Consider the following 15,149-nt stretch of genomic DNA (forward strand, 5'->3'; position numbering starts at 1 on the left):
GGGGGCGTATAATCTCGCCCCTCAATTATCGCCAATGGTGGCGGTATGGGTTCCCTAACCCCATTAACCAAAAAGGTCACAATATGAATCTGACCCCTGCTCAGCACCAGACGGCGCTGGTGCGCCTCTCGTTGTTCCACATCCTGATCATTGCCAGCAGCAACTATCTGGTGCAGCTGCCGATCACCATCTTCGGCTTTCACACCACCTGGGGTGCCTTCAGCTTCCCGTTTATCTTCCTGGCCACCGATCTGACGGTGCGGATTTTCGGTGCCGGTCTTGCCCGCAAGATCATCCAGACCGTGATGCTGCCTGCGCTGGCCGTTTCCTATGCGCTCTCCGTGCTGTTCTTCGAGGGCAGCTATCAGGGCATGGGCAACCTGGCAGAGTTCAACCTGTTCGTGGCGCGCATCGCGCTGGCCAGTTTCATGGCCTATCTGGTGGGCCAGTTCATGGACGTGGTGGTATTCAACCGGCTGCGGCTGCTCAGGGCCTGGTGGGTGGCGCCAGCCGCTTCGACCCTGTTTGGCAATCTGGTGGATACCATTGCTTTCTTCAGCATCGCCTTCTGGCGTAGCACGGATCCCTTCATGGCCGAGCACTGGGTCGAGATCGCAACCGTGGACTATGTATTCAAGTTGCTGATAAGCCTTGGTTTGTTTGTGCCTCTCTACGGCGTCTTGCTGCGTTATCTCAGCCGCAAGCTGGTGGGCGAGGCCGGATTGGCCAGCCTGCAAACGGCGACGCGCCAAGCCTGACGATATTGACCACCCCAGCGGTGGTCAATTTTTTTGCATTTTTGGCAAATAAGGGTTGCTTAGTTAAATGAGAATGATTATTGTTAACTTGTTTTCCGGGAAAGACTTCATTCGTTCCAACGTGATGGACTTCTTGTGAAGGCACGACATTGCTCACATTGCTTCCAGTTATAGGGCCAGTTCTTCTGGCCCTCTTTTTTGATTTTTTTCAGCAAGTTGCAGCCATAAAAAATGGGAGCCAAGGCTCCCATTGTCATGTTGATTTCGGCTTACTCGATATCGAGTGCCTCAGGGGAGAGGATCACCCCTGTGGTGTCTGCGTAGAGATGATCATCCGGCAGGAAGGTGACGCCACCGAAGTTGACCGGCAGATCCGTCTCCCCCACGTCCTTGCTGTCGGCGCCCACCGGAATGGCGGCCAGTGCCTGAATGCCGATATCCAGATCTTCCAGGATGTCGACTTCTCGCACGCAGCCGTAGCAGACGATGCCTTCCCACTCGTTCTCGGCTGCCGTAGTGGCGATCTCGCTGTCGATCAGGGCACGGCGCATGGAGCCACCGCCATCGATCAGCAGCACGCGGCCGACGCCGTTCTCTTTGACGAGGTCACGGATCAGGCCATTAGATTCGAAGCATTTGACTGTGGTGATGACGCCGCCGAAAGAGGCGCGGCCGCCGAAGGAGCAGAGCATGGGTTCGAGCACATCCACCATGTCCTGATAGATGTCGCACAGTTCTGAAGTGTTGTATTCCATAGTGTCAAATCCACGGCTGGAAACAGGTGGGATCCAGTATAAGGAGTGGGACTGGCATTTCAATGAATATTCCTTGAACAACAACAGGGACAGCGTTTTCTGCATAAGCTCAATGCAGTCCATTCCCTGTTCGTGAGAGGTCCATCGTGCTGATCCGTCATAAGTTGATTCTGAATACAGCGCTGGTGGCCGTTGCCATGCTGGTGTTGAGCGGTCTGTTCCTTTACTCCAATCAGGTTAGTCGCCACTTGACCGAGGCCCAGCGCAATGTAAACAAGCTCGAGATCGCCATGCTGCACCTGAGGCAGGCCGAGAAGGATTTTCTGATCCGCAAGGATCTGGCCTTTGTCGGGCATTTCAATCAGGAGCTGGCCGATTTTCACAAGCTCGACCAGACCCTGAGTGCCGATGACAACCTGGGGGCTGTGCATGGCGAGCTGGCTCGGCTGGATCAGCAGATGGGGGCCTATGCCAAGGCCTTCAATGACTTGGTTGCGCAGCAGCAGGTCATAGGGCTTGGGCCGGAAGATGGCCTTTATGGTCGACTGAGGGCGGCGGTGCATCAGGTCGAGGAGGGACTCAAACAGCTGGATCAGCAGGGGTTGATCATCACAATGCTGCAGCTGAGACGGGCGGAGAAAGACTTCATGCTGCGCTCCGACATCCAGTATCTGGATCGCTTCCAGACCTTGCACAAGAGTTTCCAGGAGAGCCTGGCAAGCCTGCCGGAGGCCGATCGCGGCAAGCTGGAACAGGCCAGCCAGCAATATAGGCAAGATTTCGTCGCCCTGGTGCAGGGCATGCAGGTGCTGGGGCTCAAAGAGGATGAGGGACTGCGCAACCAAATGCGGGATCTGGTGCATCAGACCGAGCAAGGCTTCACCACCCTCGGTCAGCACATAGCCAACGAGCTGGTGCTGCAGACTTCGCGCCTCAACAGTCTGATGCTGGTCTGCGGCGGCGTGATCATAGTGCTCATCGGCATCATGAGCCTCTTGCTGGGCCGCAGCATAGACAGGCCCATCTCGCGGGTGAACGACACAGTCAACCGCATCCGTCAGGACAATGACTTGCGCCTCAGGATAGATCTGCAAGGGGCCGATGAGATGGCACAGCTGGCAGGCAATCTGGACGTGATGCTGGGAGGTTTTCGTCATCTGATCGGCGATGTGAAGCAGAGCGTACATACCCTGACCGAGGCGGCGGATCACCTCTCCAGCAACGTCAGACGCACCAGCGAGGGGGCGTCACGCCAGTTGCAGGAAACCGACATGGTGGCGACGGCTTCCACCGAGATGGGCTCCACCATAGAGGAGATCGCCCGCAACACGGAGCAGGCTGCCAACAATGCCCAGGCCACCAACAACAAGGCGATGGAGGGGCGCACCGCGGTCGAGAACACGGTTCGCCAGATCCGCTCGCTGGCCGGCAATCTGGAGAGCTCTTCTCTGGAGGTGGCCCAGTTGAAGAAAGAGAGCGAGACCATAGGCTCAGTGCTGGACGTGATCCGCGGCATCGCCGAGCAGACCAACCTGCTGGCGCTCAATGCGGCCATCGAGGCTGCGCGGGCGGGGGATCAGGGCCGTGGGTTCGCGGTGGTGGCGGACGAGGTGCGCAGTCTCGCCATCCGCACCCAGAAGTCGACCCAGGAGATAGCCGGCATCATCAGCTCGCTGCAGAAGCAGACCGGCAGCATAGTAGGCATGATGGCGACCTGTCGCGAGCAGGGCAACAGCAGCTCGGAACAGGCCAGCACGGCGGGCGATCTGCTGGGGCAGATCACCCAGGATGTCACCCACATCATGGACATGAGCACCCAGATAGCCGCCGCCATCGAGCAGCAGAGTCTGGTGGCCAATGAAGTGAACCGCAACGTCAACAACATCCGCGACATCGCCCAGGAGTCGAGTCTGATGGCGGAGGAGAATGCCAAGTCCAGCCAGGGCTTGACCGAGCAGGCCAAGCTGCTCAATCAGGCGGTGGCCAAGTATCGGGTCTAGCGGCCCGCCCCCCCGAACAGCAAAAAGGGAGCCGTGCAGGCTCCCTTTTTCATCGAGACGACTCGCTCTTGCTAGATGAGGAACAGGGTCGCCAGCCCGAGGAAGATGAAGAAGCCGCCGGTATCCGTGATGGCGGTGATCATCACGCTGGCGCCGATCGCCGGATCCCGGCCGAGACGCGACATCGTCATGGGGATGATGACCCCCATCAGGGCGGCGACCAGCAGGTTGATCATCATGGCCAGCGTCATCACGGCGCCCAGCGCCGCATCCTGATAGAGGGCATAGGTAGCCAGCCCCATGGTGCCGCCCCACACCAGGCCGTTGATCAGTGCCACCCCCAGCTCGCGCCACAGCAGGAAGGAGACATTGCCTGCCTGTATGTGCTGCAGCGCCAGTGCCCGCACTATCATGGTGATGGTCTGGTTGCCCGTGTTGCCGCCGATCCCCGCGACTATGGGCATCAGGGCCGCCAGCGCCACCAGCTGCGAAATGGTGTGCTCGAACATGCCGATCACCCTAGAGGCCACGAAAGCGGTGCAGAGGTTGATGGCGAGCCAGGCCCAGCGAGTCTTGACCGCTTTGCTGACCGGGGCGAATACATCTTCATCCTCACTGATCCCCCCCATCCGGCGCAGGTCTGTGTCGCTCTCCTCATACACCAGATCCACCACCTCGGCGACGGTGAGGCGGCCCATCAGCTTGCCGCGGGCGTCCACCACGGCGGCTGAAACCAGGTCATCCCGCTCGAAGGTTCGGGCCGCTGCCTCGTCGTTGTCCTCCGGATCGAAGGTGACCGGATCCCGCTCCATCACCTCGGCGACCAGGGTCGCTGGCTTGTGCAACAGCACAGTGGTGAGCGGCAGCTCCCCCTGCAGCCGGTTGCGCCTGTCAATGACGAACAGCTTGTCGGTGTTGACGGGGATCTTGCCGCGCAGGCGCAGGTAGCGCTGTACGGTCGCCAGGCTCACCTCGGCGCGTACCGTGATGAGCTCGAAGTCCATCATGGCGCCAACCGTGTGCTTGCCGTAGCGGATTACCTCTCTCACCCGATCGCGCTGGGGGGGAGCCATGGAGGTGAGCAGCCGGCCCATCAGGTTGCGGGGCAGGTATTGGCCGAGGTAGATCTGATCGTCGATGTCCAGGGTGTGCAAGGCGTGCAGCAGAGCCTTGTCGCTCATGCCGCTGATCAGGCTGTCCCACACAGTCTCCGAGGCCTCGACCAGAACCTGGCCATGCTTCTTCTCATCCACCAGTTGCCACAGCACGTGGCGCTCGTCTGGTGGCAGGGATTCCAGTGCATCGGCGATGTCGGCGGCGGGCAGGCTGTTGACCAGGCGGGTGATCTCGCTGGTCTGGTCGCGCAGCTCGGCATCCTGCACCCCCTGCGGATCCAGCAGGCTGTCGGTGAGGGCATCATCGGCCAGCAGCAGGGTGAGAATGCGCGATCTGTCTTGTTCACGCTGCTTGGCGCTGTTCTTGACGGGGAGAGACATGAAACAGAATTCCTGAATTCGGTTGGCCGGATGACCTTCCCCATAGGATACCAGACCCAAAACAATAGGTTATGACTGTAAATACAGTAAAAACGCCACCCTCAGGTGGCGCTTGGAATACAGGACGCAATGAGCGCCGGATCAGGCGGATGCCACCGTTTGCTGCAGGTCGCTGGCTTGACCGAACCAGGCGAGCTTGTCGGCTAGCGTCACCACCGAGCCCACCATGATGAGAGCGGGACTCTCCACCCCGATGGCCAGCTCCGGTAACTGGTCGAGCGTGCCGCGGATGACCCGCTGGCTTGGCTGGGTGCCGCGCTCGATCAGCGCCACCGGCGTGCTGCCCGCCTTGCCGTTGGCCAGCAACTGCTCGCGGATCACGGCGCAGGAGGAAAGCCCCATATAGAACACCAGGGTCTGCTTGTCTCTGGCCAGCAGCGGCCAGTCGAGATCCTGTGCGCCACCCTTGCCGTGGGCGGTGACGAAGCGCACGCTCTGGGCGTGATCGCGGTGGGTCAGCGGAATGCCGGCGTAGGCGGCGCAGCCGCTCGCCGCCGTGATCCCCGGCACCACCTGGAAGCCGATGCCGCTGCCGACCAGCGTCTCCAGCTCCTCGCCGCCACGGCCGAAGATGAAGGGGTCGCCCCCCTTCAGCCGTACTACCCGCAGCCCCTTGCTGGCTTCCTCCAGCAAGAGTTGGTTGATCCCCTCCTGGGGCACGCAGTGGTTGCCCGCCTGTTTGCCGACGAAGATGCGTTTGGCGTCCCGGCGCACCAATGCCATCACCTCGTCCGACACCAGACGGTCATGGACCACCACGTCCGCTTGCTGCATCTGGCGCAGGGCGTGCAGGGTGAGCAGACCGGGATCGCCGGGGCCTGCTCCCACCAGGATCACTTCCCCTTTGGCAGCGGCATCCTCGGCAAACAGAGCGTCGGCCAGCTGGTTGGCCGAGGCCTTGTCACCCCGTGCCAGCGCCTGACCGAGCCGGTCTGCGCCAAGCAGCCGCTCCCAGAAGCGGCGCCGCTCGCCCATGCTGGCGAAGCGGGCCTTGACCCGCTCCCGCAGGCTGCCGGCGAAGGCTGCGATGGCGCCCAGATGCTGGGGCAGCAGGGCTTCCAGTTTTTCGCGCAGCAGACGGGCCAGCACGGGCGCCTTGCCACCGGAGGAGATGGCCACCATCAGGGGCGAGCGGTCTATGATCGACGGCATGATGAAGCTGGAACGTTTCGGGTCATCTACCACGTTGGCAAAGATCTGAGCCTGATTGGCGCTTTGGTAGACCAGCGCATTGACCTCGCGCCGATCGGTGGCGGCCACCACCAACCACTTGCCCGTCAACTGCGCCGGCTCGAATTCACCGGCCAGCCAATCGATGGTCCCGGCGTCGGCAAGGGCCGCCAGCTCAGGATCGAGCGCGGGAGAGACCACCGTCAGGCGGGCACCGGCGTCCAGCAGCAGGCGCGCCTTGCGCTCTGCGACTTCGCCGCCGCCAACCAGCAGCACGGGTTTGTTGTCGAGTCGGCAAAAGATGGGCAAGTAGTCCATGGGGCCTCCGGATCAGGCGGTTTGGGTCTGGCTGGCAGTAGTGGTGGCGTCGCTCACGGCAACCGGGCGCTCCGCCTTGGGGGTGGCATACCAGTAGCCGAGGCCCATAAAGAGGGCGCCGGAGACGGTGTTGCCCAGCGTCACCCACAGCAGGTTGTGGCCGATGCCGCCCAGGGTGTAGGCGTCTGAGTGAGCGCCGAACCAGGAGAGGGCAAACAGGGTCATGTTGGCGACCGAGTGCTCATAACCGGAGGCGATGAAGGCCAGCAGGCACCACCAGATGGCGATGAACTTGGCGGCACCCTCGGTGCGCAGCGCCATCCAGATGGCGAGGCAGACCAGCCAGTTGCACAGCACGCCCTTCATGAACAGGGTCAGCGCCGGTGCCTGGGTCTTGGCCAGCGCCACCTTGTGGGCCAGGCTGCCCGCGTCCGGCAGCAGGCTGCCGCCGTAGGAGTAGATCAGCGCCACCGCGATGGAACCGAGCAGGTTGCCGGCCCAGGTCTGCGGCAGGATGCGCAGCAGATCGGCCATGGTGATCTTGCCCGTCTTCACCCCGAAGGTGAGGAACATGGTATGGCCGGTGAACAGCTCGGAGCCGGCGATGATCACCAGGGTCAGGGCGATGCCGAAAGTGGCCCCCATCACCAGCGGACGCACGCTGGGATCCACCAGGTTGCCCAGAGTGAAGATGAGGATGATGCCCAAGCCCACATAGGCCCCCGCCATGGCGGAGCTGAGCCAGAAGCCGAGCTTGTCGCTGCGCTCGAAGCGGTTGATGCGGGCCGCGTTGGCGGCGCACTTGTTGATGGTGTCGGTATACATCTTTGTTTCCTTCAAGAGGGCCGCCCGCAGGCAGCCCTGATATGCATGGTGTTAGACGGCGACCCAGACCTGCTGGTCGCGTACTTCAACGGGATAGCTTTGCACCGACATGGCGGCGTTCTCGAGGCAGTGGCCGTCGCGCAGACGGAAGTGCTGCTTCTTGAGCGGGCTGGCAACCCAGAGCTCACCCTCGTGTTCACCTACGATGCCGCGCGACAGCACGTTGGCGGCGAAGAAGGGATCCCGGTTGTCGATGGCGAACACCTCGGCCGCCGCGCTCGGGCGGAACAGGGCGATCTGGCGACCTTCAATGAGTGCGCACACGCCGGTTCCCGGCATGATGTCGTTGAGTTGGCAGGTTAATTTCATCATTTGGTCTCCACCTCGATCTGGTAGACGGGGATGCGCTCGGCCGGGGTGGCTGGTCTGTGCTGGTCGCGCTCGGTGACAAACTGAACGTCCGGGTCACGCTTGTCGCTGTTGATGAAGTGGTTGAAACGCTGTAACGCCTGCTCTTCATTGAGGGTGCGCGACCATTCGCACTCGTAGCTGTCGATGAGGGTCTGGATATCGCGCTCCAGGGTGTCGGCCAGCCCCAGCTTGTCGTCGACGATTACCTCGCGCAGGTAGTCGACCCCGCCCTCCAGGTTGCCGAGCCAGACCGAGGTGCGCTGCAGTTTGTCGGCGCTGGTGACGTAGAACATCATGAAGCGGTCGATCAGCTTGATGAGGGTCTCCCGATCCAGGTCGGAGGCCAGCAGGTCGGCGTGGCGCGGCTTCATGCCGCCGTTGCCGCCCACATAGAGGTTCCAGCCCGCATCGGTGGCGATGATGCCGACGTCCTTGCCCTGAGCTTCCGCACATTCGCGGGTACAGCCGGAGACACCGAACTTCATCTTGTGGGGGGTGCGAATGCCCTTGTAGCGGTTCTCGAGGAAGACCCCGAGGCCAACGCTGTCTTGCACGCCGAAGCGGCACCAGGTGCTGCCGACGCAGGTCTTGGCCATGCGCAGCGCCTTGGCGTAGGCCTGACCGGTCTCGAAGCCCGCCGCCAGCAATTTCCGCCAGATGGCGGGCAGATCGTCCTTCTGGGCCCCGAACAGGCCGATGCGCTGGGCGCCGGTGATCTTGGTGTAGAGCTGGTAGTCGCGGGCCACTTCGGCCACCGCCAGCAGCCCTTCCGGCGTCACTTCGCCACCGGCCATGCGCGGGATGACGGAGTAGCTGCCATCTTTTTGCATGTTGCCGAGGAAGATGTCGTTGGTGTCCTGCAGCTGGGTATTGAGCGGGCTCAGCACATAGTCGTTCCAGCAGGAGGCGAGGATGGAGCCGACGGTCGGTTTGCACACCTCGCAGCCATAGCCGTGTCCGTGCCTGGCCAGCAGCTCGTCGAAGCTCTTGATCCCCTCCACCTTGACCAGATGGAACAGCTCCTGACGGGAGTAGGGGAAGTGGCCACAGAGGTGGTTGTTGACCTCGATGCCCTGCTTCACCAGCTCGGCGTTGAGCACCTGGCTGATGAGCGGCACGCAGCCGCCACAGCCGGTGCCGGCCTTGGTGTGCTGCTTGATGGCGGCCAGCGTGGTGTGACCCTCGGCCACCGCCTGGGCGATGTCGCCCTTGGAGACGTCGAAGCAGGAGCAGATCTGGGCGGTGGACGGCAGGGCATCCACCCCTAGCGTCGGCTTGGCACCGGCGTAGGCGGGCAGGATCAGGGTGTCCGGGTGGCTCGGCAGCGGCATGGCATTGAGCATCAGCTGCAGCAGGTTGCCGTAGTCATCCACATCGCCAACCAGCACGGCGCCGAGCAGGCGACTGTTGTCTTCGCTCACCACGATACGCTTGTAGACGCCGGCCTGATCGTCCTGGAACACATAGCTGTGGCTGCCGGGTGTGCGGCCATGGGCATCGCCGATGGAACCGACGGAGACGCCGAGCAGTTTGAGCTTGGCGCTCATGTCCGCCCCTTTGAAGCGGCTGTCGCCACCGAGCAGGTGGTCGACCGTGATCTGGGCCATCTTGTAGCCGGGGGCCACCAGCCCGAAGAAGCGGCCCTGCCAGGCGGCGCATTCGCCGATGGCATAGATGTCGGGGTCGGAGGTGAGGCAGTGATCGTCGACAGCTACGCCGCCACGCTCGGCGATGGCCAGTTCACAGTAACGACCGAGGGTATCCTGCGGGCGGATGCCGGTGGAGAAGACCACCACGTCCACTTCCAGCTGGCTGCCGTCGGCGAAGGCGAGGCGGTGCTGGGCGTCGCGCCCGCCGTGCATCAGGATCTCGCTGGTGCTCTTGCTGGTGTGCACCTGCACGCCCATGGATTCAATCTTGCGACGCAGCAGCTGGCCACCCTGGCCGTCGAGCTGTTCCGCCATCAATACCGGGGCAAACTCCACCACGTGGGTCTCGAGACCCAGCGCCTTGAGGGCGCCGGCGGCTTCCAGGCCAAGCAGGCCGCCCCCGATCACCACTCCGCTCTTGCCGCTCTTGGCAGCGCTGCGGATGGCCTTCAGATCCTCGATGGTGCGATAGACGAAGCACTCGTGGTGCTGACTGCCCGCAATGGGCGGCACCCAGGGGTAGGAGCCGGTGGCCAGCACCAGCTTGTCGTAGCCGACCACTGTGCCCTTGTTGGAATGCACTTCGCGGGCCGCCCTGTCGATTTTTTTCACCGCTTCGCCGAGCAGCAGGCGGATGCCGTTCTTCTCGTAGAAACCGGGTTTGACGAGGGAGAGATCTTCGCTGGTGTGGTGGGAGAAGTAGGAGGAGAGATGGACACGATCGTAGGCGGGACGCGGTTCTGCACCGAAGACGGTGATCTCGAACCGGTCCGGATCGGCCCGCTCGATCAACTCTTCGATGAAGCGGTGCCCCACCATGCCGTTCCCTATGACGGCCAGCCTGACTTTGCTCATGATTGCCTCTAGTTTGGAGTAATAAAACATCATTCTGGGGCTAGGCTACCCAGTCGCAGGGACGGGGCGATTGATGCAAATCAAGTGTCTATTTATATATCTCCTCAGGGGTAATTCGATACAATTCAAGGCTATATATAAATAGGTATACCAGTGGTGCATTCTGGGTTTTGGCTTTTATGGGGAAAGGGGGGCAAGAGGGGTCGCCCGTCTGGCCAGGCATCATGAAAGAAAACACCTCGGCAGAGGTGCTTTCACAGTGTTGTATCTGGGTAGCGCGTCTGGCTATGGCGGTACAGATCACCGCTCTTTCGGAGTGGCTTGATAGGGGGCGCGGGCGCAGGTTTCGCGGATGAGGGTGCGCAACCAGCGGTGGGCCGGGTCGGCGTCCAGCCGTGGGTGCCAGAGCAGGGCCAGGGTGATCCCGGGCAAGGGGAAGGGCAGGGGCAGGGTCACCAGATCGGCGTGCAGGGAGGCGCAGTGCAGGGCGGGCACGGTGGCCACCAGATCACTGTCCCGCACCAGCGCCAGTGCAGTGGCAAACCCCGGCACCAGAGTGGCGATGGCTCGCTCCAGTTTCAGGGTGGCGAGCGCCTCGTCGACGGGGCCGTGCTCCTGCCCGCGCCGCGACACCAGCACATGGCGGGCGGCGGCATAGCGGACTGCGGTCAGGGGGCCCTCGCACAGTGGATGGCCCGGCCGCACCACGACGACGAAGCGATCCTGGAACAGGGCCTGGGTATGCAGCTCGGGTGCCGTATTGGTGCCGATCACGCCGGTTTCAAAATCCAGCTCACCGCCGCGCAGGGGCTGGCTCTCCTTGTCGGGCTTGGCCATGAAATGCAGCCGCACCCCGGGCGCCTCGGCGGCGAGCCGCGCCAGCAGGGCGGCCCCGACACTCTCCACGAAACCGTCGCTGGATCTGAGACGGAAGGTGCGCACCAGGCTGGCCGGATCTATCTCCTGCTGGGGGCGCAGTACGGCTTCGGCCTCCTGCACCAGCTGGCTGACCCGCTCGCGCAGGGCCAGGGCGCGCGGCGTGGGCACCAGTCCCCGGCCCGCACGTACCAGCAGCGGATCCCCGGTCGTTTCACGCAGGCGGGCCAGCGCCCGGCTCATGGCGGAGGGGCTGAGGCGCAGCCGTCTGGCGGCGCCGGCTACGCTGCCCTCATCGAGCAGCGCATCCAGAGTGATCAGCAGGTTGAAATCGGGGATGCTCATGGTCGTGCCCTCGCCGGTCTGGTATGCGGGGTGATCAGCCGATGGCGATCATATCTGTGTGTTGACTCATTATACGCGAGAATCCATGGCTTCATATGGCGTGCCGTGCAGCTATAAGCTGCATGTCGTGCGTCTTCCGCCGGATCAGCGTCACGGCTAGCCTTGTGGTCATCCTGATTCGCTTGAGGTCACACCCATGTCATTTTCTGTTCCAATCCCGTCTCCCTGGACTCGCCGTGCCGGCTTGCTGGCGCTCGGTTTGGCCACCCTGTTGCCCATGCTGGCGGGGAGCATGGCCAACATGGCGCTGCCCGCGCTGGGACAGGCGTTTGCCGTCCCTTTCGCGAGCCTGCAGTGGGTGCTGGTGGCCTACCTGCTGGGGATCACCTGTCTGACCGTGGTGGCCGGTCGGCTCGGCGACAGGTTTGGCCGGCGCCGCCTGCTGCTCCTGGGGCTTGGGCTATTTGCGCTGGCCTCATTGCTGTGCGCCCTGGCGCCAACCATCGGCTGGCTGATCGCGGCCCGTGCCCTGCAGGGTATCGCTGCGGCCTGCATGCTTTCTCTGGCGCTGGCCATGGTGGGGCAGCTTGTACCTGCGGCGCAGCGTGGTTGGGGCATGGGGCTGCTCGGCTCCCTGTCGGCCTGCGGCACAGCCCTTGGCCCCTCGTTTGGCGGCCTGCTGGTCGGCGGGTTTGGCTGGCAGGCCCCTTTCCTGCTGCTGGTGCCCGTCAGTCTGCTGGCGCTGGGGGCCGGCATGGTCGGCCTGCCATCTGAAGGGGGGTTGCCACAAAGAGAGAGAGTGAGCCTGGTTAGCCTGTCACTGCTGGTGGTGGCATTGCTCTGCTACGGGCTGGCGCTGACTTCGGGGGGCGCTCTGTCGCTGGGGCTGTGGGCGGGGGCGCTGCTTGTCACTGCCTTGTTCATGGGTCGAGAGCGCCGCGCCCAGATCTCTCTGTTGCCGCTGGCACTGCTGGCCGACTCCCGGCTTCGCAATGGCCTGCTCGCCAGTGCACTGGTGGCCAGCGTCATGGTGCTGACCCTGCTGATCGGCCCCTTCTACCTGCACGGCGTATTCGAGCTCGACATGGCGACAGTCGGGCTCATGATCTCGGGCGGACCCTTGCTGGCAGCCTTGACGGGCATGCCTGCCGGCTGGCTGGTGGACCGGCTGGGTGCGCGGCCGGTGGTCTGGCTGGGGCTGATAAGTATGGAAATTGCAGTCCTCGGCCTGGCCGGGGCGGCGGGGCAATTCGGCCCGCTTGGCTATCTGCTGCCCATACTGTTGCTGACCGCAGGTTATGCCCTGTTCCAGACCGCCAACAACAGTGCCGTGGTGGGCGGCGCGAGTGAGCAGACCCGGGGCGCCGTGGCCGGCCTGCTGACCCTGTCGCGCAATTTTGGCCAGTTGACGGGGGTGGCTGGGCTCGGCGGTCTGTTCGCCACTCTGGTGGGAGAGCAGGGCCTGGCCATGGCCAGCGAACTGGTGTTCGGCACCCAGGCCCTCTTTGCCCTGAGCGCCCTGTTGATTGGTACCGCGCTCTGGCTGGTGGGTCGCCGTCGGGAGGGGGCGCTGGCCACGGCATGAACTTGAGCCGGTGCGCATAAAAAAACGCCTCCGCGAAGGGAGGCGTTTCGTGTTCGGGAAGGGGGCGAGCTTACAGAATATAGCGGCTCAGATCCTCGTCCTCGATCAGTGCCCCTAGGTGGGCGTTGACGTAGTCGGCGTCGATGACGAAGGTCTCGCCGGACTTCTCGGAGGCATCGTAGGAGATATCTTCCATCAACCGCTCCATGACGGTGTGCAGGCGGCGGGCACCTATGTTCTCGGTGCGCTCGTTGACCTGCCAGGCCGCTTCGGCCAGACGGCGGATGCCATCCTTGGTGAACTCGATCTTGACTCCTTCGGTGGCCATCAACGCCTGGTACTGATCGGTCAACGAGGCGTTCGGCTCGGTCAGGATCCGCTCGAAGTCATCTGTGGTGAGCGCGGTCAACTCGACCCGGATCGGCAGACGGCCCTGCAGCTCTGGGATCAGATCCGACGGGCGGGCCACCTGGAAGGCGCCGGAGGCGACAAACAGAATGTGGTCGGTCTTGACCATGCCGTGCTTGGTGTTGACGGTGCAGCCTTCCACCAGTGGCAGCAGGTCGCGCTGTACCCCTTCGCGGGAGACGTCGGGGCCGGAGCTCTCGCCCCGCTTGCAGATCTTGTCGATCTCGTCGAGGAAGACGATACCGTTGTTCTCGACTGCGGCGATCGCTTTCTGCTTCAGCTCTTCCGGATTGACCAGACGGGCGGCTTCCTCTTCGATCAGCGCCTTCATGGCCTCTTTGACCTTGATCTTGCGCTTCTTCTTCTGGTTCTGCCCCAGGTTCTGGAACAGCCCCTGCAACTGGCTGGCCATCTCTTCCATGCCCGGCGGGGTCATGATGTCGACGCCCATGGGGCTGGCTGACAGTTCGAGTTCGATCTCCTTGTCATCCAGCTGGCCTTCCCGCAGCTTCTTGCGGAAGATCTGGCGGGTGTTGGAGTTGTCGGCCTTCTCCTCCTCGCCCCAGCTGTTGCGCGGGTTGGGCAGCAGGGCGTCGAGGATGCGCTCTTCGGCGGCTTCCTCGGCGCGGTATTTCATCTTCTCCATCTCGGTCTCGCGCACCAGCTTGATGGCGACGTCGGTCAGATCGCGGATGATGCTGTCCACCTCCTTGCCCACATAGCCCACCTCGGTGAACTTGGTGGCTTCCACCTTGATGAAGGGTGCGTTGGCCAGCTTGGCCAGACGGCGGGCGATCTCGGTCTTGCCGACCCCGGTCGGGCCTATCATCAGGATGTTTTTCGGGGTCACCTCGTGGCGCATCTCTTCATCGAGCTGCATCCGGCGCCAGCGATTGCGCAGAGCGACGGCGACGGCGCGCTTGGCGTCGGCCTGACCAATGATGTGTCGGTCCAGCTCGTGGACGATTTCTCTCGGGGTCATCTCGGACATGATGGAGTTCCTGTATCCGGGGCGGGCAGGGCCCACCCCTTGGAGAATGGGTTACTTGGCTGGCTTATTTAGCCGAATAGTCCAGCACTTCAATGGTGTGGTTGCCATTGGTGAAGACGCAGATGTCGCCCGCAATCTTGAGGGACTTCTCGACGATGGTTTTGGCATCCAGCTCGGTATTTTCCAGCAGGGCGATGGCGGCGGACTGGGCGAAGTTGCCACCCGAGCCGATGGCGATCAGGTCATGCTCCGGCTGCACCACGTCACCATTGCCGGTGATGATGAAGGATTTGTGCTCGTCGGCCACGGCCAGCAAGGCCTCAAGGCGGCGCAGGGCGCGATCGGTGCGCCAGTCTTTGGCCAGCGCCACGGCGGCGCGCTCCAGATTGCCCTGATGGGCCTGCAGTTTGGCTTCGAAGCGCTCGAGCAGGGTGAAGGCATCGGCAGTGCCGCCGGCGAAACCCGCCAGCACCTTGCCGTTATAGAGGCGATGAACCTTGCGGGCATTGCCCTTCATGACGGTATTGCCAAGAGAAACCTGGCCATCGCCACCGATGACGACCTGCCCGTTGCGGCGAACTGAAACTATGGTAGTCACTTTACTTACCTCGCTTGAGCCGAATGACGGCCTGACTGTGCATGGCAAG

At 62.9% G+C, this 15,149-nt stretch carries 12 protein-coding genes; 3 read left to right on the forward strand and 9 right to left on the reverse strand.

From position 1 onward, the window contains the following. Positions 1–83 precede the first annotated feature (83 nt). On the forward strand, positions 84–758 hold the full coding sequence (locus ACW5XD_RS09115; RefSeq protein WP_005328443.1) for a 7-cyano-7-deazaguanine/7-aminomethyl-7-deazaguanine transporter: 675 nt from the start codon (positions 84–86) through the stop codon (positions 756–758). A gap of 269 nt (positions 759–1,027) precedes the next feature. Here ACW5XD_RS09115 and rraA read toward each other — a convergent pair whose 3' ends face one another. After that, the gene (gene rraA, locus ACW5XD_RS09120) at positions 1,028–1,513 is read right to left on the reverse strand and encodes a ribonuclease E activity regulator RraA (RefSeq protein ID WP_456494625.1); all 486 of its coding nucleotides are present in this window, start codon (positions 1,511–1,513) and stop codon (positions 1,028–1,030) included. Positions 1,514–1,659: 146 nt separating this feature from the next. Here rraA and ACW5XD_RS09125 point away from each other — a divergent pair, with 146 nt between their 5' ends. After that, positions 1,660–3,513: a methyl-accepting chemotaxis protein gene (locus tag ACW5XD_RS09125; protein ID WP_456494626.1), complete on the forward strand. Its 1,854-nt coding sequence runs from the start codon at positions 1,660–1,662 to the stop codon at positions 3,511–3,513. Positions 3,514–3,584: 71 nt separating this feature from the next. On the opposite strand, the gene mgtE is transcribed toward ACW5XD_RS09125, so the two are convergent. The 6 genes from mgtE to ACW5XD_RS09155 form a co-directional block, all read right to left on the reverse strand. After that, entirely contained in the window at positions 3,585–5,009 is a 1,425-nt protein-coding gene (mgtE, locus tag ACW5XD_RS09130; RefSeq protein WP_456494627.1) for a magnesium transporter, read from the reverse strand. Positions 5,010–5,150: 141 nt separating this feature from the next. Further along, positions 5,151–6,557 (reverse strand): siroheme synthase CysG, encoded by a 1,407-nt coding sequence (gene cysG, locus ACW5XD_RS09135; protein WP_456494628.1) that lies wholly within the window; start codon positions 6,555–6,557, stop codon positions 5,151–5,153. A gap of 12 nt (positions 6,558–6,569) precedes the next feature. Further along, positions 6,570–7,382: a nitrite transporter NirC gene (gene nirC, locus ACW5XD_RS09140; RefSeq protein WP_456494629.1), complete on the reverse strand. Its 813-nt coding sequence runs from the start codon at positions 7,380–7,382 to the stop codon at positions 6,570–6,572. Positions 7,383–7,433: 51 nt separating this feature from the next. Continuing rightward, a complete protein-coding gene (nirD, locus tag ACW5XD_RS09145; RefSeq protein WP_456494698.1) occupies positions 7,434–7,751 on the reverse strand; it encodes a nitrite reductase small subunit NirD in 318 nt (105 codons plus the stop codon). Next, on the reverse strand, positions 7,751–10,297 hold the full coding sequence (nirB, locus tag ACW5XD_RS09150; protein ID WP_456494630.1) for a nitrite reductase large subunit NirB: 2,547 nt from the start codon (positions 10,295–10,297) through the stop codon (positions 7,751–7,753). Before nirB ends, nirD begins: the two co-directional genes overlap by 1 nt. Before the next feature lie 300 nt (positions 10,298–10,597). Next, on the reverse strand, positions 10,598–11,518 hold the full coding sequence (locus tag ACW5XD_RS09155; protein ID WP_456494631.1) for a LysR family transcriptional regulator: 921 nt from the start codon (positions 11,516–11,518) through the stop codon (positions 10,598–10,600). Between the two features lie 196 nt (positions 11,519–11,714). Between ACW5XD_RS09155 and ACW5XD_RS09160 the strand changes: the two genes are divergently transcribed. Then, entirely contained in the window at positions 11,715–13,103 is a 1,389-nt protein-coding gene (locus tag ACW5XD_RS09160; protein ID WP_456494632.1) for an MFS transporter, read from the forward strand. Positions 13,104–13,173: 70 nt separating this feature from the next. Here the strand turns inward: ACW5XD_RS09160 and hslU are convergent, their stop codons facing one another. Both hslU and hslV read right to left on the reverse strand, forming a co-directional pair. Then, positions 13,174–14,502: an HslU--HslV peptidase ATPase subunit gene (hslU, locus tag ACW5XD_RS09165; RefSeq protein WP_456494633.1), complete on the reverse strand. Its 1,329-nt coding sequence runs from the start codon at positions 14,500–14,502 to the stop codon at positions 13,174–13,176. A gap of 64 nt (positions 14,503–14,566) precedes the next feature. After that, on the reverse strand, positions 14,567–15,100 hold the full coding sequence (hslV, locus tag ACW5XD_RS09170) for an ATP-dependent protease subunit HslV (protein ID WP_139406081.1): 534 nt from the start codon (positions 15,098–15,100) through the stop codon (positions 14,567–14,569). Positions 15,101–15,149: the final 49 nt, after the last annotated feature.

The sequence above is a fragment of the Aeromonas enterica genome, assembly GCF_054052465.1.